Below are 22,707 nucleotides of genomic sequence, written 5' to 3'. Positions count from 1 at the left end.
CCACTGAAGGGAGCGCCTCCGTCTCGGACGGACATCATCATGACAATGCGGTTTGGACTTCTCGGCGCCGGCAGGATCGGGCGCATTCACGGCCTCAATGTCGCGGCGCGCGGCGATGCACAACTCATTGCGGTGGCCGACGCCTCGCGCGAGGCCGCGTCCTCGCTGGCGCAGGCTGCTGGCGCGCTCACGGCCGATGCCGACGCGATCCTGAGCGATTCCGGCATCGATGCCATATTGATCTGCACGCCGACCGACACGCATGCCGATTTGATCGAAGCCGCCGTCTTGGCCGGCAAGGCGGTGTTCTGCGAAAAACCGGTCGATCTTGATTCGAATCGTATTCGCCGCTGCCTCGCCACGGTCGAGAAAACAGGCAAGCCGCTGATGATCGGCTTCAACCGCCGCTTCGATCCGAACTTCGCCGCGCTGGAAAAGCGGCTGCGCAGCGGCGAGGCCGGCGAGATCGAGATCGTCAGCGTCATCTCCCGCGATCCCGGACCTCCGCCGGTCGATTACGTGAAACGCTCGGGCGGCCTGTTCCGCGACATGATGATCCATGATTTCGACATGGCGCGCTTCCTGCTGGCCGAGGAACCGGTCGAGGTGTTCGCGCTCGGCTCGGCGCTGGTGGACAAGGCCATCGGTGACGCCGGCGACGTCGACACCGCCGCCGTGCTGATGAAGACGGCGCGCGGCCGCATCGCGCAGATCTCGAATTCGCGCCGCGCCACCTACGGCTACGACCAGCGCATCGAGGTGCATGGCTCGAAGGGCATGCTGCGGGCCGGCAACATTCACGAGACCACCGTCGAGATCGCGACGGGTGAGGGTTTTCGCGCCGATCCGGTGCAAAACTTCTTCCTCGAACGCTATGCCGCCGCCTATCGCGCCGAGCTCGCTTCCTTCATCGATGCCTGCACTGGGAAGGCTGCGCCCTCTCCGACCGGTCACGACGGGCTCCGTGCGCAGATGCTCGCCGACGCGGCCACGGAATCGGCCCGCACGGGGCGCCCCGTCATGATCGAGGCTGCCTGATGATGACCCCAGCCGAACTGCTGCTGCGCCGTTACGCAGCTCAGGGCCTTGTCGCCGAGGCGGGGCGCATCGCGCTCGATTTTTTCGGCCGCAAGGAAAGCCTCGGCGTCACGATGAAGGGAGCGCAGGACTGGCTCACCGTCGCGGACGGCACCGTTGAGGATTTCTTGCGTGCGCGGCTGGCGGAGCTGTTCCCCGGCGACACTGTCATCGGCGAGGAAGGCGGCGGCGAGGCCAGCGATGCGGTCTGGATCATCGATCCGATCGACGGCACCGCGAACTTCGCCCATGGCGATCGCAACTGGTGCATCTCCGTGGGCTTCCTTGTAAACCGGGAGCCGACGATCGGGATCGTCGCCGCGCCGGCGCTGGACGAGCTCTATGTCGCGCAACGCGGCCAGGGCGCCACACTGAACGGGCAAAAAATCGCCGTCTCCGGCATCGATGATATCAGACGCGCTTATGTCGAGCTGGGCTGGTCGGCCCGCATGCCCGCGCAGCTTTATCTCGACGTGACCAGCCGCGGTTATGCCGCCGGCTGCTCGATCAAGCGCTCGGGCTCCGGTACCCTCGGCCTTTGTCATGTCGCGAACGCGCGCACCGACGGCTATGCCGAGCTGCACATCAACGCCTGGGACGTCGCCGCCGGCATGGTGATCGCCAGCGAGGCCGGCGGCTGGGTGAGCGACTTCTTCGCCGGAGACGGCATCAGCAAGGGCAACCCGATCCTGTGCTGCACGCCGGCGCTGGCATCGCAGCTGAGTGACATCACGGGGATTGCCTAGCCGGCTTTTTGAGCACTCCGGCCTGGAGATCGTGGATAACAGGCTTCAGTCCGCCAGGCGTGATTTCGAGGCTCGCAAGCGTGATCGGCAGCTTGAAGCGCCGGCGCCCGGCACTGCCGGGATTGACGTAGAGCACGCCATTGGCGGTTCTGATCTTCGGCACGTGGGAATGGCCTGAGACGATGACGTCGATGCCAAGCGCGACCGGATCGAGCTGCAGCGCGTTGAGGTCGTGCAAAACATGGAACAGCCGACCCCCAAGCCGCACGCATTCGGTCTCGGCGAACTCCTTGGCCCAATCGCCCGTGTCCACGTTTCCCCTGATCGCCGTGACGGGGGCAATTCTGCGCAGCGCGGTGATGATCTGGGGATCGCCGATGTCGCCGCCGTGAATGATGTGGTCGACGTGGGCGAGCGCGCGAAGAGCCTCCGGCCTCAGCAGGCCGTGCGTATCCGAGATGAGGCCGATCGTGAAAGTCATCAAGGCATCCGGTCGAAGCACGACGCTATCATGCGTATCCAAAAACCACATCCGCGATTGAGCGTCAGCGAAAAACGGACATGACTGCGAGTTCTCGCGGCGGATTCCGCCCGAGCTTTGATTCGTCGTTCCGCCCTCTTGTCCGAGAGGGCGCAGGGAAGACCGGGTGCCGACCTCGCACCCGCGGTCCGCTGCGCGAAGATGTAGCGCAGGAAGAACCGCACAGCAGCATACAGGTGGTGCCGAACACTCGGCCTTCCCTGCGCGATGGTTTGACGGCTTATGCCGTGCTCTCCCGGGAGCCGAATTCCTTCTGGCCTCCCTCGCTTCGCGAATTGATGATGCGCTTCACCCGGTTGGGCTCCCCGCACCTCCGCAAAAGCTTGACCGTAGCGACGACGGCCAGGACCACACGGTTTTGCCGTACGCACGGCTCGCTGCTTCGCCGCGGTTTTCCCAGGCCTTGTCGACATACCTGAGAACCCGCAGGCGAGACGAACCTGACAGCGCCGTTCGTCAGCACGCGGTTTCGGGCTCACAGGGACTACCCGCCCTGCCCGCACCTCTCGCGCCCAACGCCGCCCGCGTCCACCGCAAACCCGGCTCGCAATCAAGACGACTCGAGATCGCCCCTCAAGGATGAGCCGGGATGGGGGATACATACGCCATTTCCGAATTTCGGTAAAGTGGAATATTTTTCTGGGGAGGGGTTGACGGGGTGCGGGGTGTTTTGGGTGACGGCAACGGCACTGTGCAGGTGCTCGCACCGCGCGCCACAAACCTATCTGAGCGTACAGCCGGAGTTCAGCTCTCGGATTCGACGCCGTCCCCGCGCTTTCGCCGCTCAGCCAATCTGGCCCTTCGCTCGAGTGCCTTGAGAACCGGTGCATTGACCTGATCCATCGGGATAACCGGTGGATCGTCCAAGTTCAGCACAAAACCATCGGGATCATTCTCGGCAATGGTCCACGCAGGACGAACGATGAGATCGAATTTTTCCAAACTATAAGGCGGAATAACCTCTGGGCTCGTGTCTATGCTCGGCCAATGCGCAGCGACAAGCCGGAAACGACCTAGACGACGGAACTCACTCAGGAACAGATCTAGGTTCTTTGAGCTTGTTGGCTGCATAATTTTCACTTGCGCAACAAAACCTACTATGCTCGACGCGCGCAATTTGATCCGATCCATATTGGGACCAACCACCATCGCGTAACCATGCGGGTTTGAAATATTGACACCAGTTATAATCGCAACCCGTAGATTTTGATCGGCGTCGCTGCCGCCGAAGCGCTCGTGCCACGCTTCAAAAATTCTCACTGCGGGCTCCCTATGCTCAAATGCAAGCCCGAGAAGGGGGGCCATTTCTGAGCCCGGCGAGCACATAAAGAATGCTCCGCGCCAGTGCGCGCTTTCCCACTTGCGGGTGTCAATCGGACTTACGATCCGATAGTCGGAATGCTTCACTGACTCGACATCGAAGAGCTCGCTCGGCGGATCTCCGGCTCCTTGAGATAGCGGTATTTCTTCCTTGCGATCTTTCGGCTCATCGGCGGACCATCCCGACGTCCGCGTAATTTCGGTGACCGGATCGCCCTCTTCCACCCACCGATCGAGGGACAGCCTTTGCAAATCACCAAAGATTATATTGTACGCAATCGGAGTGTTTGAGAACGTAATGGCCCGAGAAAACCCGTTCTCCTGTCCGAGAACCGTATCCCCCCAGGCCTCGGGGTCTTCCGGAACCGCAAACGTCATGAAGAGGTTAATCACCGCATCTTGTAACCAACGCGGAAACTCTGCCGCTTCCTCCCACGTGGGATATCGAATTAATGGGCGGTGGGTGACAATCGCAACGGTAGACCCGCTCTGTTCGACGAATTCAAGCGCGGGAGTGATCGGAGCATCTTCCTTCGATTGAACACGAACTATAAGCCTGTCGAGATTTGGAAATATGCGTAGACTCAGGCTTGTTGCTAGCAAAGATTCTAACGCGCCAAGAAGCGCCTCACCGATTGCGATCGATGTCAGGCTGTTTTCACAAATCGCGCTGACTTGATAACCCAGCACGCGCGATTGTAGCATAACGCTATCTGCCAAAAGGTATTCGGGTTTGGGCAGGGCGGCCGCCTTGGCAACCACGGCAAAGCGATTGAACATCGACTCAATGGCTTGCGGTGTTTCTTCCATTGGAACTGCTTCTGCAACCCGAAGAGCCTCGGAGCCTCCCATAAGGAAAAGAAGCGTTGCGCTAGCCTGAAATAGGTCGAACCTTTCTAACGCGGCTGGAAGCATTGTTAGTTGCTTCAAATCATAAAAGCTTGTGCCAAGCAGCAGAGCGGCAAACCCATGACCCTGCTCGATTCTACGTTTTTCAGCGAGATCGATCTCCTCTTGCGTCCGGCTGCGAGCGTAGCGAACTGTCACCCCCATTTCGTACGCGACGAGCGCGAATGGGACGCGGCCGAGTTGCAGTTCGCACGCAAACCATTGCGAGAGAACGGCTGGATTGATATCATCAGCGCTTCCTGACTGGTTATACTTGCGGCATTCAGTTGCAGTTGCGGCTAGCGCGTAGTTACGAGCAGCCCAATATAGGCCGGCTTCCATATATGCGATGCTACATCCACACAGAGCCTCAACCAGCTCATCCTCATACTCAGCTTTGACAAGCAGCGAAACGGCACGCCCGAACCAACGGATTGCATCGTAGTGAAGTCCCTTCTTTAGCTTCTGGTACGCTCGTTCGCTATTCAGCTTCGCAGCCTCTCCTTCCTTCTTGCGCTCTGAGAGGGCGTCGGTCAGATCTTCATACAGATTATCAAATGCTGAGCTTTCCGGAACGAATTCGCCCATTTGGGTAAGCGTATTTGCGATTGACTCAAACGGAAAAGTGCCAAGTCCACGCGATTGACTGATGACCTCCTTGAACTCCTCCCAAATCTCGTCGAGACTCCCTGCATAGTCTTCTCGACCGAACATCGTAACACGAGTGAGTAGTAGCAGCGCGTGAGCGTGCAATGCATTGTTGCGGCGGGTCGCGTCACTCTTCGCCACCTCCAATGCGGCAACGAGCGAAGCTCGACGCCTCTCAACTGCTCCGTCCTCGGAAGACAGCATGCCGTGCCTAATCGCACTTGCAAGAAGTGGCAGAAGATTATTGAGCCGCTCAAGGTCGTTCGCACTGTCGGAGCCGATCGCGAGTTTCTCAACTTGATCATAGAGATCGGTAAGTCTCTGCGCGTCATCAAACCAGAAGTACGATGTCCAAGCCCATTCGTAGACAGCTGCAAGATTTTGGCTAGAAAGCTTATGCTCGCGGGCAATTCGCACGGCCCGTTCATAGCGGCCATCGACTTCGAACCGTGGCTTCTCAAGCCCCCGCGCCAACTGGGCGGCGCGCAACGCGTCATCTGCTAGCGTCGGAGTTCGTCCTTGATAATTTGCACCATCACCCAATAGCTTTTCAATTTTGTCGAGTTGATTTTGGCGCTTCAGGTCTCGTGGACCAAGCCGCTTTGCTTGAACGTCGGATCCGACCCCAAGAGTCTGCTGCGCAATATCCAAGCTGTCTCGCTCGAATACAGAATCAAGCAACCATGTCCGATCTAAAATCGTGATAGAAATGCCGTACTCTTCTTCGAGGCTGTCCTGAATCTCTGCACTCAGCCTTGCCGGGGCATATTGGCTGGTGACGAAGTAAATCCGCGGATAGCCTCGGTCAGTCCCGGCAATTGCTTTGACGTCCGCGCGGACTTTGTCTCGCCAATCCGCCTTGGCGCTAAAGGCAAAAGCCCAACGCTCCCTCCCTGCGGCCGGGTCAGCCGCGAACCATCTCTCGGAAACATCGCTCGCAACTGGGTAGGTCTCGGCATCTGTCTTTCCATCGCCGCCTCCAGTTGGTCCCGTCTGAGGACGCAAGTTCGGCGCGATAAACTTCTCAACAAGCCGTTTCGCAAAGTTCTCGAAGACCGTTTCCGCCTTTTGCTTAGTCAACGTGTCGAGATGATGCGAAAGAACCTCCCGCGTAAGGATAACTTCCACTCTTTGTTCGGAGTCGGAAAACAGATGGGGCCGCCGCGCCCGCATGTATCGCGAGGGCGGATGGATATCGTCGCTTTCGCCAGGATCAGGAGTGTTCCCGCTCATACAGGCAACTTAGGGTGAAGCGAGCGGACGCGGAAGCCACATGGCAAACCACTCAACAGGGCTTTTGGGCACCAACGCGCCGAATTGGGCTTCCTCTGCGACTGAGGGACTTTGCTAACCTGGGAGGAAAGCCCCCGTAGGCGGCGAAGCCCGCGCCGCAGGCGCGAGGCCGCACGCCTATTTCCGCCCAATCGGCTGAGCGATCTCCCAAACATGCCCCGATGGATCGGCGAAAGCCGCGGTTCGGCGTCCCCATGGGCGGTCGATCGGGCCGTTGAGCAGATCGACGCCAACCTCCCGAAGCGCGGAGCACACCGCATCGACGTCGGTGACCCTGATCGTGAGCAGCGCGCGGGCGCCTGCGGAGGACGGAGCGACCGGCAATGGCGCGACGGGCGTCGGCGCCTCTCACGCCACGAGAGATATCGCCCGCTCTACCCCGGAACAGGCGCTTCTGCGTCCAGCAGGCGCGCTGCCTTGAGATCGCTCCAGAGTGCTGATGGCACCGAGGCGGTCAGCGCTGCCACGTTGCGCTCGACCTCCTGCGCATCGTGCGCCCCGAGCACGACGCTCGCGACAGCGGGATGACCAAGCGCGAAATGGAGAGCGGCGGTCGGCAGCGGTACGCCATGAGCTGCGCAGATACGCTGGATTTCCACGACCTTCGAAAGGATGTGCGGCGGCGCATCCTGATAATTATACTTGGCGCCCTTGATGGCGCCCGTCGCCAGAATCCCCGAATTGAACACTCCGCCGAGCAGCACTGCGATGCCCTGCTTCAGCGCCAGCGGCAAGAACTCCTCGAGTGCGGGCTGCTCGAGCAGGGAATACCGTCCGGCGAGCAGCATCACCTCGAAGGACCCGGCTTGCGCAAAGCGCACGCACATTTCGGCTTCATTGACGCCGATCCCGATCCCCGCGACCACGCCTTCGGAACGAAGCTTGTCGAGCGCAACATAGGCCCCGGACATCGCTTCGCGAAAGCGATCTTCGATCGCGTCCTTGCCGTGTGTCCACACATCGACATCATGGATCAGCAACAGGTCGATACGGTCGGTGCCAAGCCGCAACAGCGATTGCTCGACCGAACGCATGGTGCCGTCGTAGGAATAATCGACAACGGCCCGGTGCGGCTGTCCGCCGACAAATCCGGACCTGGTCTCCGGCGGGTGAAAGGGATCCATCCAGCGACCGGTCTTGGTGCAAAGCACAACATCGTTGCGTGGCACACGCCGGAGCGCCGTTCCACAGCGATGTTCGGACAGGCCATTGCCATAGTGGGGCGATGTATCGAGCAGATTGATGCCGAGCTCGAAGGCACGGCTCGCGGCAGCAATCGCAGTCTGGTCGTCGAGCTCAAGAAAGAGGTCGCCCAGTGGCGCGGTTCCGAATCCGAGGATCGAAGCTTCAAGTCCGGTCCGGCCAAGGGTGCGACGCGGCAAAGCCGATTGCGAAACCATGATGGATTGCTGCCCTTCTCCGCGGTCTCAATGACGCGCTGGTCTCGTACGTGGTGATGCGCAGCCTATGTATTTGCCGCGACGTGTCAACGCGAAGGATCAGCGCGTAGGGTGGGTTAGTCCCGCGGATTGCGTGGAGCGCAAACTGCGCGGCGTAACCTACCCCACGAATCACGAACTACGTCCGCTTGATCAACTGCGCGATCTCCCAGACATGACCTGACGGATCAGCGAAGGCCGCGGTGCGCCGTCCCCATGGACGGTCGATCGGGCCGTTGAGGAGATCGACGCCATTTGCCCGAAGCGCGGCGCACACCGCATCGACGTCAGCGACCCTGATGGTCAACAGCGCGCGGGCGCCTGCGGAGGACGGCGCGACCGGCAACGGCTCGACGAGCGTGGGCGCCTGGGATGCGGCGAGAAGATTGATCAGCAGCCCGCCGAATTTCAGGACGGACGAGACCTCATCCTGCCAGACGGTCTCGGCTGCGAAGACCCTGGCGTAGAACGCCTTCGACGAGGCGATGTCATCGACGAACAGCGTGATGACTTCGACGTCGCTTGGCAGACCTTTGACCATGTCGTCCCACTCCCCATTGCGGCGCGTGCTTGCGTCAACGCGACAGCCGACGCGCGTGAGAACTCTGGCACGTAAATCGGTTCACATTGAGAACAGGTTCGCCGATAATGCCCCGAAAATGGGCCGGACCTGCTCCACAAATCGTAGGCTCCGACGAGATGGCCCTGCTTTTGTCTGGTCGAGAGTTTATATGCGTAACGGCACAAGGTTTGGATTGCGACATGTATGGGATGGTCCTTGCCGCGCGGGGCGCGCCGTTGGCGCTCCAACAACGACCTGACCCGGCACCGGGGCCAGGCGAAGTCCGCATCAAGGTTGGCGCTTGCGGGGTTTGCCGGACCGATCTGCATGTCGTCGATGGCGACCTGGCCGACATTCCCTATCCCATCATTCCGGGGCACGAAGTGGTCGGCCGCATCGACGCGTTGGGCGAAGGCGTCGTCGGCCTGCAGCCAGGCATGCGCGTCGGCGTTCCCTGGCTCGGCTACACTTGCGGAGAGTGTTTCTATTGCCGCGCGAATAAGGAAAATCTCTGCGACCGCCCCAAGTTCACCGGCTATACGCGCGATGGCGGATTTGCGAGCCATTTGGTCGCCGATGCCCGATATTGCTTTCCACTCGGCGAGCACGGCGATGATGCAGCCATCGCGCCGCTGCTTTGCGCCGGCCTGATCGGCTGGCGATCTCTCGTGATGGCCGGCGAGGGGCAAAATTTGGGCATCTATGGTTTCGGAGCGGCCGGCCATATCGTGGCGCAGGTTGCGCGCGCCCAGGGACGGTCAATTTACGCCTTTACCCGCAACGGCGATCGAGACGCGCAGCAGCTCGCGCTTTCGCTCGGCGCGGCCTGGGCGGGTGCGTCCGAGGATAAGCCGCCGACCGAGCTCGATGCCGCCATCATCTACGCGCCGATCGGCGCGCTGGTGCCGCTCGCCCTGCGCGCGGTGCGAAAGGGCGGACGCGTTGTCTGCGCCGGCATTCACATGTCCGACATTCCGGCATTTCCCTACAATATCCTTTGGGGCGAGCGGCAGATCCTGTCGGTTGCAAATCTCACACGACAAGACGGCATCGATTTCCTCGCCGCCGCCGCGAAGGCCGAGATTCGCACCCACACGACGGTCTTCCCGCTGACCGAAGCCAACCAAGCACTTGCCAGCCTGAGAGACGGCAAGCTCGTTGGCGCCGCCGTGTTGCGTCCCTGATCGATGGCCGAGACGAAAAGGCCGCCGGGACCTGGGGTGGGTCTCGGCGGCGACTTGGGGGGACGTAGCCGTGGGTCGGCTACAGAAAGACATTTAGCCCTGCGTCCGCGATCGCAGCTTGATCAGGATCAAGCCCGGCGCGAGCGCTAACGCTTCCTGGTATCGCTTGCCAGCCCACCTGTGGCGGTATTGACGAAATGAATTCCGGTACAAGCCGGGCAATTCACCACCACGATCCTTCCATCCTTCTTCTCCGAGGATGGTTCGCCGACAAAGTGCTGAACATTCATACCGGTCTTGGGACAGCGAAACAGGACATTGGACATACGTCTGATGTGCTCATTTCCCGCAATCTGATCAACTCGGGAACATCACTTAGGTGCCCGGCCTTTTCACGGTATTCAAGCACCGTCGCCAAAGGGGGATCGCGATGCCGTGTGTAATCCCGTGTCGCCATCACGGTGATGGAGTGGTAACATTCAACTGTTACGGGTAGGGGGAAGCGCGCCATGCATAGGTATGTCGCCCGGGCCAATGTCGACCACTACCTGGGTATTCTGAAAGACGCCACGCTCACGATACAGCAACGACATACCACAACGTCTCTGCTCATTGCCGAGTTGGACAAGTTGAGCAGCGATGCCGAGCACCTCGAGTTTGCCGAGAGCAAAGTTGCGGTCTGCAGACAACAGGTCGCGGAAGCGGCTTCGATCCGCAACGCCTGTGCCGCGGGCACGCCGCAACGGCAAGACGCGGAGCGGCACTTGATCCATCTCGAAAACGTTCACACTTTGCTCGATGATTTCTGCCACCGCCTGAGAAACAAAGTCGGCGGCCGCCCGGATTGAGGACGAACGGGGCGGCACCGGCCTTCCAGCGAGCCGCGCTCAGGCGGCGACCGGCTGGTTTCTTTCGGCGTTCCTGGCAAGCAGCGGAGAAAACTGCTCCGCAGTCACCGTTTCATTTGCAATCAATAGCTCGACACCAGCGTCAAGATCGGCACGCCGGCGTGCCAGAATATCACGTGCACGGCGATCACCCTCCTCGATCAGGTTTCGCACCGCGAGATCGATCTCGCGGCCGGTGGCTTCGGCGGCGGTGACGACCGCATCCTGGGCGGCGAGGAATGCTTGAGGCTTGGGCGCATAGGTGCGCTGCCCGACCACCTCGTCCATGCCGTATTTGGTGACCATCTCGATGGCGACTTCGGTTGCGCGTTGAAGATCATCGGCGGCCCCCGTCGAAACCGCGCCGTCGAAAATCAAACGCTCCGACGCCCGTCCACCCATCAGCACGGCAATACGGTTCTTCAGCTCGTCGGTCGTCAACAGGAACCTGTCTTCGGTCGGACGTTGAATGGTGTAACCGAGCGCGCCAATCCCGCGCGGGATGATCGAAACCTTCTGCACCGGATCGACGCCAGGCAGGCTCGCCGCGACCAGGGCATGCCCCATCTCATGATAGGCCACCCGGCGCCGCTCGTCCTTGCCGAGCACCCTGCTCTTTTTCTCGACCCCCGCGACGATCCGTTCTATCGCGGTCATGAAATCGGCGAACGAGACCTTGTCCCCACCCCGCCGCGTCGCGGCGATCGCTGCCTCGTTGACGAGATTGGCGATGTCAGCCCCGGTGAAGCCGGTCGTGAGGCCTGCCACCTTGTCGAGATCGACCTCCTCGCCCATGCGAATCTTCCGGACGTGCACCTTCAGAATGGCGGTACGCCCGATCTTGTCCGGTCGGTCGACGAGGACCTGTCGGTCGAACCTCCCGGCCCGCAGCAGGGCGGGATCCAGAATCTCAGGGCGGTTGGTGGCAGCCAACAGGATCACGCCGGCGCTCGGATCGAAGCCGTCGAGCTCCGACAGGAGCTGATTGAGCGTCTGCTCCTTTTCGTCATGGCTCGAGATCGACAGCGGCCCGCGGCTGCGGCCGAGCGCATCAAGCTCGTCGACGAAAATGATGCAGGGAGCAGCCTTGCGAGCCTGCTCGAACAGGTCCCTGACGCGCGCGGCCCCCACGCCGACGAACATCTCGACGAACTCCGAGCCCGAGATCGAGAAGAATGCGACGCCGGCCTCTCCGGCCACGGCGCGGGCAAGCAAGGTCTTCCCTGTTCCTGGCGGCCCGACCAGCAAGATGCCCTTCGGCACATGCGCTCCCAACCGGCCATAGCTCGCGGGATCCCTCAAAAAGGAAACCACTTCCTGAAGCTCGAATTTTGCCTCGTCGACGCCGGCGACATCAGCGAACGTGACCTTGATGTCCTTTTCGACATAGACCTTGGCTCGGGACTTCCCAATCGCCATCAGGCCGCCGAGCCCTTGGCCACCCATGCTGCGGCCCGCCCAGTACCAGATCCCGACAAAGACGACGACCGGAAGGATCCAGGACAGCAGGCTTTGCAATGCGCCGCCGCTGGGAACGCCGGTCACACTCACGCCTTTTGCCGCCAGCTTCTCAGCCAAGGCCATGTCAACTCGCGACGTCACGAAGGCGGATTTTCCGCTGGGGAGCGGCTCCTTCAGCTTTCCCTGGATCGTATCCTGGCCAACCGAGACTTCGGCGATCTTCTCCTGGGCGAGCAGCTGCTCGAACTGACTGTAAGGAATGGTTTCGATTGAATTGTACGTCACGGCAATGAACTGCAGAACGACGAGCAGCATGCTCCCCGCGAAGAGAACGGCCATCACTATCGTCTGCTTCCGCGAGATCTGGTTCGAGTCCACGTCCGCCTCCGGCCCGGTGTCGATTGTCGAGAATGGTAGTTTGGGCGCGTGAGGGGCGCTTGATTCAGGTCAACGCAGTGGTCGGCAATTCGGTCGTCGACCGTCATAACCTCCTCAGGTTGACCAAGATCAAACTGAGCCGGACCCAGTCGTACAAACTGGCGCCAAATAACGCCAAGTAACGCCAACGACGACCACCTTGAGGCATTGAAATGGCACACAAACAGGTCCTGTTCCATTCGGCGGCCCGTGAGAAGGTCTTGCGCGGAGCATCTCTCCTTGCAGACGCAGTGCGCGTGACGCTCGGCCCGAAATCGAAATCCGTCCTGATCCAGAAGGCATGGGGAGCTCCCATCGTCTGCAACGACGGTGTGACCATCGCCAAGGAATTCGACCTGAAGGATGCCGAAGAGAACCTCGGCGCCCAGGTGCTGCGTCAGGCCGCCGAAAAGACCGGCGACGTGGTCGGCGACGGCACCAGTACGTCAACCATTCTCGCCCACGCGATCCTTTCGGATGGCGTGCGTAACGTCGTCGCCGGCGCGAGCGCCATCGACCTGAAGCGCGGCCTGGATCGCGGGACGCAGGCGGCCATCGCCGCATTGCGCGCAATGGCAAAGCCCGTGAAATCCAGAGCGGAGAAAGCGCAGGTCGCCACCATTTCGGCCCACAACGATCCGTCGATCGGGGAGCTCGTAGCCGATGCGATCGAAAAAGTCGGCGGCGACGGCGTGATATCGGTCGAAGAGTCCAAGACGACCGAGACCCTTCTCGACGTCGTCGAGGGCATGAAGTTCGATCGGGGCTTTCTTTCGCCCTATTTCGTCACCGACGCCGACCGGATGGAATCGGTCTTGCAGGATCCCTACGTCCTGCTCTGCGATCACAAGATCGGCGCGCTGCGCGATCTGGTTCCCCTTCTCGAGCAGGTCGCCAAAAGCGGCCGGCCGCTTCTGATCGTCGCCGAGGACATCGAGGGCGAAGCATTGGCCACGCTCATCGTCAACCAGCTGCGCGGCGTCCTCAAGGCGTGTGCCGTGAAGGCCCCCGGATTTGGCGACCGGCGCAAAGCCATGCTCGAGGACATTGCGATCCTGACAGGCGCCCAGGTGATCTCGGAAGAAATCGGCCTGAAACTGGAGAACGCCACCCTGCAACAACTCGGCCGCGCCGCACGCGTGGTCGCCGACAAGGAGAATACGACTTTGATCGGCAGTGGGGGCGATCGTACCCGCATTGATGCCCGACTGGCGCAGATCCGGGTCGAAATCGATAAAGCGACCAGCGATTACGACCGCGAGAAACTCGAAGAGCGCCTCGCCAAGCTGTCGGGCGGGGTCGCAGTGATCCGGGTGGGAGCGCCGACCGAGGCTGAAATGAAAGCAAAGAAGGAAGCTTTGGACGACGCCATCAGTTCGACGAAAGCTGCAGTATCGGAGGGTATCGTGCCCGGTGGCGGGCTGGCTCTGCTCCGCGCCATCGCCGCCGTAGCCAAGGAGGAAGCGGCCTGTGAGGGCGACGAGCGGACGGGCGTGCAGATCCTGCGGCGAGCGCTCGAGGCGCCTGCCCGCCAGATCGCCGAAAATTCCGCTGCCGACGGTGGCGTCGTGGTTGCCCGGATGCTCGAAAGTCAGGGCAACTTCGGCTTCGATGCCGCTCGCAAGATCTACGTCGATCTCGTCGAAGCTGGCATCGTCGATCCGGTCAAGGTGGTACGGACGGCCCTCGAAAACGCGGTTTCCGTTGCAAGCGTGCTCCTTCTGACCGAAGCGACGATGACAGAAATCCCGGAGTCGAAACGCGAGCGGCTTCCAGAGCAGGAGATGGCGATGCCGTGACAGCCTGAGCGATGCCTTATCGGTCAAACGATGATCTTCCCGCGAGATTGCAACGTCACTTGCCGTCGCACGCCCTCGACATCTACAGGGAAGCGTTCAATCACGCCTTTGACTCGCATGCCGGAGATATCCGCCAGGAAGAGATCGCTCACCGAACGGCGTGGTCCGCGGTCAAGCGCTCCTACGTGAAGCTCGCAGACCGCTGGGTACCAAAATCGGTGGCATAGGATCGAACTTGGCGCGTGCCAACGGACAAGAACGTCTGCCTCCCTGCCGCATCGTGGACGAACCCACGAAATAAGTTCGCAACACGCCGGGCCTGCAATTCAGCAAGCGCTTCCTCACATCGCCGCCTGCCAAAGCGAAGAATTTCGACGGCCCAACAGCAGGTTTTGAGCGAAATCAACTTTCCAACCAGCACCCATGGCTACTCTTTCCGACGACCGAGATGGTCAAACCTCGAAGGAGAAATCATCATGGCAACCGAAACCAAATTACCCGTCACAAAAACCTCGGCCGCTCCCGCTGTCGCGGGCGAGCCTTGGCATCCATTTCTGGCGTTGAGAAACGAGATCGACCAGATCTTCGACGATTTCGGCAGCGGCTTCTGGAATCGGCCGTTCCGTTCGCTCGCACGGCTCGAACGCGACTTCTCGAAGGCGATCTCCGCGCCCGCCGTCGACGTCGCCGAGAGCGACAAGGCCTTTGAGATTACGGCCGAGCTTCCGGGTCTCGACGAGAAGAACATCGATATCAAGCTCGTCAATGGCGGCCTTACGATCAAGGGCGAGAAGCGCGAGGAGACGGAAGAGAAGCAGAAGGACTACTACGTCTCCGAGCGCCGCTATGGCACGTTCGAGCGCTATTTCACCCTGCCGGAAGGCGTCAACGCCGACAAGATCGAGGCGACCTTCAAGAACGGCGTGCTGAAAGTCGTGCTTCCGAAGACCGAGGAAGCCCAGAAGCCGGCCAAGACCATCAACGTGAAGGCGGCTTGACTGCCTGCCGGGCGAGGCTGCCTTGCGGCCTCGCCCAAATCTGCATCCCCGCGAGATAGAGGGCTCGTCATGCACGCAATTCATGTGATGACCAGAGACGTTGTCGCCGTGACGCCGCATACGACGATCGAAGAAGCCGCCAAGATCATGCTCCGGATGCACATCAGCGGCCTGCCCGTCATCGACGATGCCGGCAATCTCGTTGGCATCGTCTCGGAAAGCGACTTCCTTCGCCGCAGCGAGATTGGCACCGGTCGCAAACACGCCGCTTGGCTGAAATTCTTCATGGGACCGGGAAGGGCCGCGGCCGAGTTTATTCACGAAAGCGGCCGAAAGGTGGGAGATGTCATGACGCGGGAAGTCGTCTCCGCTCAGGAAGAGACTTCCCTGGCCGAGCTGGTTGAGCTGATGGAGAAGCACGACATCAAGCGCATCCCGGTCATGCGGGGCAAGGCGACGATCGGCATCGTCACAAGAAGCAATCTGCTTCAGGCGATGGCAAGCCTCGCGCATGAAATTCCGGATCCGACTGCTGATGACGAGCATATTGCCGATCGCATCACGCGTGCGGTCGATAAAGCCGACTGGCGTCCAATCAGTTTCAGGGTGGATGTCCGTAAAGGCGTCGTCCATCTGCATGGCCTGATCACGACCGACGAGGCCCGGCGGGCAACGATTATTGCTGCCGAAAACACCAGCGGCGTCAGGGAAATCCATGACCACCTCGGCCTGGTCGACTCGTACTCCGGCTATTACGTGGAGTCGCCAGAGGACCTGAAGGCGGCAGGCTGAAAGCGGCGGGTCGGGAGCGCTCATGCTTGGATGGATCGTCCGGATACTCTTCACCATCGCGGCGCCGATCACCGCGCTGTTCGTGTCGCGAGACGCGCTGAACTTTGGCCTCATTCAAACCATTGTTACGATGCTCCTCGTCACAGCCATCGTCGGATTGATCGCGGCCTACACGGGACGTAGCCGGAACCCGAGAGCGTCATAATGAGCGGAGCCAGATACGATTTGAGGGTTCTCAGATCTCCTCGCGCCTTCGCGCCTCGGAGCCCTACGGACATTTCCTTAGGTGACGCACCCGAATTTTGATCGCGCTCCCGCTACGGTAGAAACGGTTCGTCAATAGACATTCGGCTCACGACCAAGGGAGCCTGCGATGAATCATTCGATATACACGGCAGACAAGGCAACTCATTTGAAAGTGGTCGTCGTTGCTCTGCTCGCAGGCACCGCAATCATGGCGGCGACGCTGGGCAATCGGGTGGCTCGTCCAGGTATCAACGCGCAAACGATGACGACGCGGACCGTCTACAAGCCTCTCCCAAGCCCCATCCTCACCGAAATGACCCGAATTGGAAAGCACGCCATCTAGATCGATTGGCAGAGGACATCGACATGACGAACGAACTCATCAAAGTCTTGATGTTATTCGCTCTCTACGGGGCACTTGAGATTGCGCTGTTCTCCTCATCGATCGGGAGACTGGTCTCCCGCGCAGTCCGCTCGCCGCGCCCCTCCATGAGGAAGCGAGCCACACATCCGTCGCGCGAGACATGACGAATCGAGATGCTCGGCGGGGCTAGCGAGCAGGAGCGATTGGCCGTCATCGAAGAATACGCCGAGGATCTTCGGGCAATCATCAAACGAGACCGTGGGCCCAACTGACGCAGCCGGCGGATCAGACGCTACAGCGGTTCATCATCCAGCGTGGACGGCTCCGTCTGAAGCGAAACGAAATCGCCTCCGCCGTAATCTTCCTCCGCGTCGGGCTGGGTGGACTGAACGCAAAGACGGTCATCTACTCGCCGAACACCGGTAACGTTCTCGCAAGTCACGACGACAGCCCGGTGGGCGTTCTCACCCCTGATGACGCCACGAAGCGTCACCGCGCCGTCCTTCACACTGACGTTCAGGCCGATTGGCTGCCACGGTGCCCTGGCCAGCGCGGCGAGAACCGACCGGCGCAGCTGGTTGTCACTTCCGGAATATCCCGTAGCGCCCGTCAGTGGCCCGGCAACAGCTGACACGAAGTCAGAGCGTGTGATCATTCCGACGATGCGATCATCGCGCATAACCGGGACGTGGTTGATGTGCCGGCGCTCCATCATGTCCGCGACTGCATCGAGCGGTGTTTGCTCGCCAACGGTGACAGGCTGACGGGTCATCACCTCTTCAACCTTCCGTCCGTGCTCTTTCACGAACTCACCCGCGAGCCGCTCGGTCCCGAGCAGCAGCGAAAGCAACCGATTGCGCTCGTGCTCAGTTCCGATCTCGCTGCGCCTGAGGAAGTCGCTCTCGCACAGGATGCCGACGAGATTTCCCATGGAATCCACGACCGGCAGGCCACTGATATGATGTCCGAGCATCAGTTTGGCCGCATCGGCGACCGGCGCCTCGGGCCGTATCGTCAGAACTCGCCGGGACATGATGTGGTGCGCGCGCATATCGTTCACTCCGGAAAGGCCCAAGAGGTATTTCCTGTGCTCAAAGGCGTCTTGATGGAGATCAACGTCGGGACCGGTGGAGCTGCCAATTTGATCATTGACATCGGAAAAGCCTGATCATGCGTCTGCGAACCCTCCCGTTGGTCGCGATACTTGTATCGCTGTCGGCCTCGAGCGTCGGAGCACCAGCTGACGTGCCCGCCGCGCTGTCCGATCTTATGAACAGGCTTCAGCTTCAGCACGCAAAGCTATGGTTTGCCGGCAAGCTGAGCAATTGGGGCCTGGCGAACTACGAAATTCAGCAGATCGAGGCCAATCTTGAGGCTACCGGAAAGTTGTTGGCCGACCCATCGCGGGCCGACCATGCCAAGCAGCAACTTCAGGCAGTTCGCCAGGCGCTACAGTCAAAAGACCTACCCGCATTCATGAGTTCGTATGCCGCCATGACGAACGAATGTAACGGCTGCCACCGCAGCAGCGGCTATGCGGCGATCACAATTCAGATTCCGCTCACCTTGCCGGTCCCCAATCAATCGTTCGTCGACCAGGTGGCGGAGGGTCGGGCTCTCGCCCACTCATTCTGCGCGACGTGCCATGTCGTCCCTGACGCGACAAAGGTGACGCCGGCCCTGCGCCCACCGGCTCCAGCCTTCCAGGAGATCATCAACCGGCCGTCGTTCACTGCTGATGGCCTGCGACAATTCTTGGCATCCAACCATCGTCGCCTTGGGCCAGACCAGGCCATGCCGAACCCAAGGCTCTCCGAGTATCAGATAGAGGCTGTCGTGGCTTATCTGGAAACGTTAAGAGCCGACCAGCCTCGCTGACCCGCATATCCAGCGCGTCGCCATCGCTCCTGGTGGATCAGGGATTGATCTGCCGCAAGCGCATCTCCCGACTGAGCTCTATCCTTGCGCAAATTTCGAAAAGAAGTATCGATGAATCCCACTCCACCCGGCCGCGCTCAGCTTAAGTCCCGCCATGTCAACCTCGACACCGGGCGCGAAAATGTCGTGGTGATCTCTCGCCGCTCAACAGCGCTGCGTCCCGAATTGTTTCGCGGCTTTTCCAGGGTCGAGCTGCGCAGTGGTTCGCAGACGCAGCTCGCGACCATGCTTCTCACCGACGACGACAGCCTGGTTGGACCCGACGAGCTCGGCATGGCGGAACCTGCGTTCCGGCGCTTCGGACTGCCGGTGGGGAGCTACATCGCCGTTGCCCCGGCCCCCTCGCCTTCAAGCCTTGACGCAGTTCGCGCCAAGATCCAGGGCAAGACGCTCGAAGCTCCCGACATCGGCGCAATCGTCGATGATCTCGCCCACTATCGTTATTCGGACATGGAGACCGCCGCGTTCCTGGTCAGCTCGGCGAACTTCATGACGTCAGGCGAATTGATCGCTCTCACGGAGGCTATGGCAAGAGCCGGCACACAACTCCGATGGAGCGCGAAGACTGTTGTCGACAAGCATTGCATCGGCGGTATTCCCGGGAATCGCACCTCCATGATCGTAGTTCCGATCGTCGCCGCACACGGTCTGACGATCCCAAAAACGTCTTCGCGGGCCATCACGTCGCCCGCCGGAACAGCTGACACCATGGAGGTGTTGGCGCGGGTCGATCTCAGCGTGGAAGCAATGAAGGAGGTCGTCGCATCATGCAACGGCTGCCTCGCATGGGGCGGTCACGTCAATCTGTCGCCGGCCGACGACATCCTGATCAGCGTCGAGCGGCCCCTGGCTCTGGATACGCACGAACAGATGGTCGCGTCCATCATGTCGAAGAAACTTGCCGCAGGATCGACCCACCTTCTCATCGATCTCCCCGTCGGACCTAGCGCAAAGCTCACGACAGCGTCGGAAGCCATGCGCTTACGCAAGCTCTTCCAGTTCGTTGGCGATCGCTTTGGGCTCGAGGTCGAGATCGTGACCACCGATGGGCGGCAGCCGATCGGCAACGGAATTGGTCCTTCGCTCGAGGCGCAGGACGTCATGGCAGTCCTGGCCAACGAGCCTGAGGCTCCACGTGACCTCCGCGAGAAATCGCTGCGCCTTGCGGCCCATCTTCTGGAACACGATCCTAACCTGAGGGGCGGCGCAGGCTATGCGCTAGCATCTGAGCTGCTGACGAGTGGAGCGGCGCTCCGGCAGATGGTGAAGATCATCGAAGCCCAGGGGCCCGCGCCGTCCAAGAGCGAGCTCGGGAATCTCACCGCCGACATCCGGGCCAATAGAAGCGGAGTCGTTTCGACGATCGATTGCTTACGTCTCAATCGGCTGGCCCGGACTGCAGGCGCCCCACTCGATAAGGGCGCGGGCATCAAACTGTTCAAGAAACTGGGCAATCGCGTCGAGCAGGGCGAGCCGCTTTATCGGATTCATGCATTCGAACCTTCCGGCTTCGACCTTGCCGTCGGCATGGCCGAGCTGGATTCAGCCTACCGGCTGGAGACGGAAGTTGGAGCCTCGCCATGACCCCGATCACAGTCCAATGGCTTCCCAGTTCCAGCCATTTCGGGCCTGCGCTCGCCGAAAGCCTCGGACTCGCGGGTCACGCGATCGAGCTCCATCGATTTCCCGATGGAGAGTTGAGAGCCACTGTCGGCCCGGTGGCGACCACCACGATCGTCTGTTGCTCGCTCGATTACCCCAACGAGAAGCTGATTGCCCTGTTGCTCACGGCAGAAGCCTTACGGCGCAACGGAGCTTCGCGGCTGGTTCTTGTCGCTCCGTATCTCGGCTACATGCGCCAAGATACAGCATTCCATCCGGGCGAAGCGATCAGCCAGCGCGCCATTGGAACGCTTCTGTCAAACAACTTCGATCGTGTCGTGACATTCGACGCCCATCTGCATCGCACATCCAATCTTGCCGATATCTTCCCTGGAGCCGAGGCGGACAATCTGTCTGCTGCTCCGGAAATTGTGGCTTTGCTTCGTGCAGACCCGGTTGCCGCGGCCTCGGTCGTTGTCGGGCCCGATGAAGAGTCGCGAAACTGGGTCGCCGATATTGCAGGCCAGCTCGGCTTGTCATACAGCGTTGCCCAGAAGGTTCGCAAGACCGATCAGTCCGTGCAGGTCACATGGTCCGACCGGACGCAATTTGCGGGACGCCCGGTCGTTTTGATCGACGACATCGTGTCATCCGGCGGGACGCTAATTGCCTGCGGGGAGGCTCTTACCGCGGCGGGAGCATCCTCCATCCAAGCAATCGTCGTGCACGCATTGTTTCCGCACCCGCTCATGCCGCTCTTCGGCCGTGCAGGCATCCGGTCCATTCGCTCCACCAATAGTGTGCAACATCCTACCAACGCCATGAGCCTGAACAATCTTCTCGCTCATGCATTGCGAAACGAGCTGGATAGTCTGCGGCTCATCGGGAGCCAGGCGTGAGCGTCACAATTCAAATCTGCGGTGCTGCGCGTACGGTGACCGGCTCCTGTTATCTTTTCGACGTTCCCACGGGACGCTTCCTGGTCGATTGTGGGTTATTCCAGGGACCGAAGACGCTCAAGGCGCTGAACTATGGCGCCTTCCCGTTTCGTCCGGCGGACGTCGATGCCGTCCTGCTGACACACGCTCATATCGACCATAGCGGCCTCCTTCCAAAGCTGACACGCGAGGGTTTTGCCGGCCCAATCCTCGCAACTCGCGGCACGATCGATCTTTGCTCCTACATGCTTCCCGACGCCGGCAACATCCAGGAAACGGAGGTTGCGGCCCTCAACCGAAGAAATGCCGCTCGCGGACGGGCAGCCGTCAGCCCTATCTATACGCAAGCCAATGCGATTGCGGCCCTCGATCAGTTCCGGCCCGTCGAATATGACGCATGGTATCCGGTGATACCAGGCGTGCGCACCCGCTATTGGAATGCGGGCCATTTGCTCGGATCGGCTTCGATCGAGCTCGAGTTCGCGGGTCAGGGCGATGATGGACGCCCTTTGCGCGTTCTGATGTCGGGTGACATCGGCCCGGACGCCAAACTCCTGGAGCTGGATCCAGAGGGCCCCACCGGCCTCGACTACGTCTTCTGCGAGTCGACGTATGGCGATACAGACCGTCCATCCACGACGCCTGCACTTCGTCGGTCTCATCTGGCACAGGAAGTTCGCGACGCTGCCGCAGGACGTGGTGCACTGCTGATCCCCGCTTTTGCAGTCGAACGCACCCAAGAACTGATCGCCGATCTCGCCGACCTGATGGCGCAGGGCGACATTCCCGCCGCTCCCATCTTCCTCGATTCCCCGTTGGCGATCCGCGCCACGGAAGTCTTTCGGAGAAATGCCGCCAGCCTCGATCCAGCGGTCGATCTCGACCGGCTTCTCACATCAACTCAGCTGCATTTCACGGAGACCGTCGACGAGAGCAAGTCGATCGCCAGGCTCTCCGGCTTTCATATCATTATTGCCGCGAGCGGCATGTGCGATGCCGGCCGCATCCGCCATCACTTGAAGAGGTGGTTATGGCGCAAGGAATGCACTGTCTTGCTTACGGGTTTTCAGGCTCAAGGTACGCTAGGCCGCTTCCTGCTCGACGGTGCAAAGGCGGTCAGAATCCAGGGCGATGAAATCAAGCTCGAAGCGAGAATTCGGTACATCGACGAATATTCCGGGCATGCCGACGGGCCGGAGCTCGAGCGCTGGATCGCCGCGCGGCGCCCCATTCGCCGTGGACTGTTCATTGTACATGGAGAAGAGCACGCCCTCGGAGGCCTTCAGAACCGGATCGCGGAGCGAACCCTGCCGACCGCGCGAATATTCGCGCCGATGCTGGACGATGTCTACGACCTGTCGACAGCAGCTCCGACATCGATTGATGTCGCCCGCCGCCGCAGGCTCGCCCCAGACGCCGTCGTCAATCTCGACTGGCACAACGACATGTCGAAGCTCATTCTTGACATCAATGATCAGATTGAAGCTGCGGCCGACGATCGGGCACGTGGTGTTATCGTCCGGAGGCTGCGAAGGGCGCTCGAGCAAGCATGACACAATGCCTCAGC

The 22,707-nt window shown here is 60.7% G+C and carries 20 protein-coding genes and 1 pseudogene; 14 read left to right on the top strand and 7 right to left on the bottom strand.

Going from position 1 to position 22,707, the window contains the following annotated elements; translation table 11 throughout:
* Positions 1-45: 45 nt before the first annotated feature.
* Together iolG and M2427_RS01880 are read left to right on the top strand one after the other, a co-directional pair.
* The gene (gene iolG, locus M2427_RS01885) at positions 46-1,038 is read left to right on the top strand and encodes an inositol 2-dehydrogenase (protein WP_280704700.1); all 993 of its coding nucleotides are present in this window, start codon (positions 46-48) and stop codon (positions 1,036-1,038) included.
* Complete coding sequence (locus tag M2427_RS01880) at positions 1,038-1,823, top strand: inositol monophosphatase family protein (RefSeq protein ID WP_280704373.1); 786 nt, start codon at positions 1,038-1,040, stop codon at positions 1,821-1,823. The genes iolG and M2427_RS01880 overlap by 1 nt, the downstream gene beginning before the upstream one ends.
* Here the strand turns inward: M2427_RS01880 and M2427_RS01875 are convergent.
* From M2427_RS01875 to M2427_RS01855, 5 genes and pseudogenes are all read right to left on the bottom strand, one after another.
* On the bottom strand, positions 1,807-2,304 hold the full coding sequence (locus M2427_RS01875; protein ID WP_280704372.1) for a metallophosphoesterase family protein: 498 nt from the start codon (positions 2,302-2,304) through the stop codon (positions 1,807-1,809). The genes M2427_RS01880 and M2427_RS01875 overlap by 17 nt on opposite strands.
* Before the next feature lie 804 nt (positions 2,305-3,108).
* The gene (locus M2427_RS01870) at positions 3,109-6,453 is read right to left on the bottom strand and encodes a hypothetical protein (protein ID WP_280704371.1); all 3,345 of its coding nucleotides are present in this window, start codon (positions 6,451-6,453) and stop codon (positions 3,109-3,111) included.
* A 177-nt stretch (positions 6,454-6,630) separates the two neighbouring features.
* Positions 6,631-6,861, bottom strand: a pseudogene (locus M2427_RS01865) (VOC family protein); the annotation flags it as partial.
* A 26-nt stretch (positions 6,862-6,887) separates the two neighbouring features.
* Positions 6,888-7,913 carry an aldo/keto reductase gene (locus M2427_RS01860; protein ID WP_280704370.1) on the bottom strand — a complete coding sequence of 342 codons (1,026 nt, stop codon included), beginning with the start codon at positions 7,911-7,913 and terminating at the stop codon, positions 6,888-6,890.
* A 178-nt stretch (positions 7,914-8,091) separates the two neighbouring features.
* On the bottom strand, positions 8,092-8,493 hold the full coding sequence (locus tag M2427_RS01855) for a VOC family protein (protein ID WP_280704369.1): 402 nt from the start codon (positions 8,491-8,493) through the stop codon (positions 8,092-8,094).
* A 221-nt stretch (positions 8,494-8,714) separates the two neighbouring features.
* Between M2427_RS01855 and M2427_RS01850 the strand changes: the two genes are divergently transcribed.
* Together M2427_RS01850 and M2427_RS01845 are read left to right on the top strand one after the other, a co-directional pair.
* Entirely contained in the window at positions 8,715-9,698 is a 984-nt protein-coding gene (locus tag M2427_RS01850) for a zinc-dependent alcohol dehydrogenase family protein (protein WP_280704368.1), read from the top strand.
* A 509-nt stretch (positions 9,699-10,207) separates the two neighbouring features.
* A complete protein-coding gene (locus M2427_RS01845; RefSeq protein ID WP_280704367.1) occupies positions 10,208-10,546 on the top strand; it encodes a hypothetical protein in 339 nt (112 codons plus the stop codon).
* A 39-nt stretch (positions 10,547-10,585) separates the two neighbouring features.
* Here M2427_RS01845 and ftsH read toward each other — a convergent pair whose 3' ends face one another.
* Complete coding sequence (gene ftsH / locus M2427_RS01840) at positions 10,586-12,385, bottom strand: ATP-dependent zinc metalloprotease FtsH (RefSeq protein ID WP_280704366.1); 1,800 nt, start codon at positions 12,383-12,385, stop codon at positions 10,586-10,588.
* Positions 12,386-12,636: 251 nt separating this feature from the next.
* On the opposite strand from ftsH, the gene groL reads away from it, so the two are divergent.
* The 6 genes from groL to M2427_RS01810 all read left to right on the top strand — a co-directional run bounded on the left by groL (position 12,637) and on the right by M2427_RS01810 (position 16,641).
* Positions 12,637-14,262: a chaperonin GroEL gene (gene groL / locus M2427_RS01835; RefSeq protein ID WP_280704364.1), complete on the top strand. Its 1,626-nt coding sequence runs from the start codon at positions 12,637-12,639 to the stop codon at positions 14,260-14,262.
* 11 nt (positions 14,263-14,273) lie between these two features.
* Positions 14,274-14,489: a ChaB family protein gene (locus M2427_RS01830; protein ID WP_280704363.1), complete on the top strand. Its 216-nt coding sequence runs from the start codon at positions 14,274-14,276 to the stop codon at positions 14,487-14,489.
* A gap of 249 nt (positions 14,490-14,738) precedes the next feature.
* Positions 14,739-15,260, top strand: a complete 522-nt coding sequence (locus M2427_RS01825) for an Hsp20/alpha crystallin family protein (RefSeq protein ID WP_280704362.1) — start codon at positions 14,739-14,741, stop codon at positions 15,258-15,260.
* A gap of 69 nt (positions 15,261-15,329) precedes the next feature.
* A complete protein-coding gene (locus M2427_RS01820; RefSeq protein ID WP_280704361.1) occupies positions 15,330-16,052 on the top strand; it encodes a CBS domain-containing protein in 723 nt (240 codons plus the stop codon).
* Between the two features lie 22 nt (positions 16,053-16,074).
* Positions 16,075-16,257 (top strand): hypothetical protein, encoded by a 183-nt coding sequence (locus M2427_RS01815; protein ID WP_280704360.1) that lies wholly within the window; start codon positions 16,075-16,077, stop codon positions 16,255-16,257.
* Positions 16,258-16,425: 168 nt separating this feature from the next.
* Positions 16,426-16,641, top strand: coding sequence for a hypothetical protein (locus tag M2427_RS01810; RefSeq protein ID WP_280704359.1), 216 nt, complete (start codon positions 16,426-16,428; stop codon positions 16,639-16,641).
* Positions 16,642-16,954: 313 nt separating this feature from the next.
* On the opposite strand, the gene M2427_RS01805 is transcribed toward M2427_RS01810, so the two are convergent.
* On the bottom strand, positions 16,955-17,737 hold the full coding sequence (locus tag M2427_RS01805) for a CBS domain-containing protein (protein ID WP_280704357.1): 783 nt from the start codon (positions 17,735-17,737) through the stop codon (positions 16,955-16,957).
* Between the two features lie 95 nt (positions 17,738-17,832).
* Between M2427_RS01805 and M2427_RS01800 the strand changes: the two genes are divergently transcribed.
* The 4 genes from M2427_RS01800 (at position 17,833) to M2427_RS01785 (ending at position 22,693) form a co-directional block, all read left to right on the top strand.
* Positions 17,833-18,540: a cytochrome c gene (locus M2427_RS01800; RefSeq protein WP_280704356.1), complete on the top strand. Its 708-nt coding sequence runs from the start codon at positions 17,833-17,835 to the stop codon at positions 18,538-18,540.
* Positions 18,541-18,651: 111 nt separating this feature from the next.
* On the top strand, positions 18,652-20,184 hold the full coding sequence (locus M2427_RS01795; RefSeq protein WP_280704355.1) for a thymidine phosphorylase family protein: 1,533 nt from the start codon (positions 18,652-18,654) through the stop codon (positions 20,182-20,184).
* The gene (locus M2427_RS01790; RefSeq protein WP_280704354.1) at positions 20,181-21,101 is read left to right on the top strand and encodes a ribose-phosphate diphosphokinase; all 921 of its coding nucleotides are present in this window, start codon (positions 20,181-20,183) and stop codon (positions 21,099-21,101) included. Before M2427_RS01795 ends, M2427_RS01790 begins: the two co-directional genes overlap by 4 nt.
* On the top strand, positions 21,098-22,693 hold the full coding sequence (locus tag M2427_RS01785; RefSeq protein WP_280704353.1) for an MBL fold metallo-hydrolase: 1,596 nt from the start codon (positions 21,098-21,100) through the stop codon (positions 22,691-22,693). The genes M2427_RS01790 and M2427_RS01785 overlap by 4 nt, the downstream gene beginning before the upstream one ends.
* Positions 22,694-22,707 lie beyond the last annotated feature (14 nt).

This window comes from Bradyrhizobium sp. BR13661 (assembly GCF_029892425.1).
Classification (GTDB): Bacteria; Pseudomonadota; Alphaproteobacteria; order Rhizobiales; family Xanthobacteraceae; genus Bradyrhizobium.
The sequence above is the reverse complement of the archived record's forward strand: the minus strand, read 5'-3'. Positions and strand labels throughout refer to the sequence as shown.

Coding starts and splice junctions, on each gene's coding strand:
- M2427_RS01880 (WP_280704373.1), top strand. CDS start 1,038: ATGATGACCCCAGCCGAACTGCTGCTGCGCCGTTACGCAGCTCAGGGC.
- iolG (WP_280704700.1), top strand. CDS start 46: ATGCGGTTTGGACTTCTCGGCGCCGGCAGGATCGGGCGCATTCACGGC.
- M2427_RS01855 (WP_280704369.1), bottom strand. CDS start 8,493: ATGGTCAAAGGTCTGCCAAGCGACGTCGAAGTCATCACGCTGTTCGTC.
- M2427_RS01850 (WP_280704368.1), top strand. CDS start 8,715: ATGTATGGGATGGTCCTTGCCGCGCGGGGCGCGCCGTTGGCGCTCCAA.
- M2427_RS01820 (WP_280704361.1), top strand. CDS start 15,330: ATGCACGCAATTCATGTGATGACCAGAGACGTTGTCGCCGTGACGCCG.
- M2427_RS01815 (WP_280704360.1), top strand. CDS start 16,075: ATGCTTGGATGGATCGTCCGGATACTCTTCACCATCGCGGCGCCGATC.
- M2427_RS01870 (WP_280704371.1), bottom strand. CDS start 6,453: ATGAGCGGGAACACTCCTGATCCTGGCGAAAGCGACGATATCCATCCG.
- M2427_RS01795 (WP_280704355.1), top strand. CDS start 18,652: ATGAATCCCACTCCACCCGGCCGCGCTCAGCTTAAGTCCCGCCATGTC.
- ftsH (WP_280704366.1), bottom strand. CDS start 12,385: ATGGCCGTTCTCTTCGCGGGGAGCATGCTGCTCGTCGTTCTGCAGTTC.
- M2427_RS01800 (WP_280704356.1), top strand. CDS start 17,833: ATGCGTCTGCGAACCCTCCCGTTGGTCGCGATACTTGTATCGCTGTCG.
- M2427_RS01830 (WP_280704363.1), top strand. CDS start 14,274: ATGCCTTATCGGTCAAACGATGATCTTCCCGCGAGATTGCAACGTCAC.
- M2427_RS01860 (WP_280704370.1), bottom strand. CDS start 7,913: ATGGTTTCGCAATCGGCTTTGCCGCGTCGCACCCTTGGCCGGACCGGA.
- M2427_RS01875 (WP_280704372.1), bottom strand. CDS start 2,304: ATGACTTTCACGATCGGCCTCATCTCGGATACGCACGGCCTGCTGAGG.
- groL (WP_280704364.1), top strand. CDS start 12,637: ATGGCACACAAACAGGTCCTGTTCCATTCGGCGGCCCGTGAGAAGGTC.
- M2427_RS01790 (WP_280704354.1), top strand. CDS start 20,181: ATGACCCCGATCACAGTCCAATGGCTTCCCAGTTCCAGCCATTTCGGG.
- M2427_RS01845 (WP_280704367.1), top strand. CDS start 10,208: ATGCATAGGTATGTCGCCCGGGCCAATGTCGACCACTACCTGGGTATT.
- M2427_RS01810 (WP_280704359.1), top strand. CDS start 16,426: ATGAATCATTCGATATACACGGCAGACAAGGCAACTCATTTGAAAGTG.
- M2427_RS01825 (WP_280704362.1), top strand. CDS start 14,739: ATGGCAACCGAAACCAAATTACCCGTCACAAAAACCTCGGCCGCTCCC.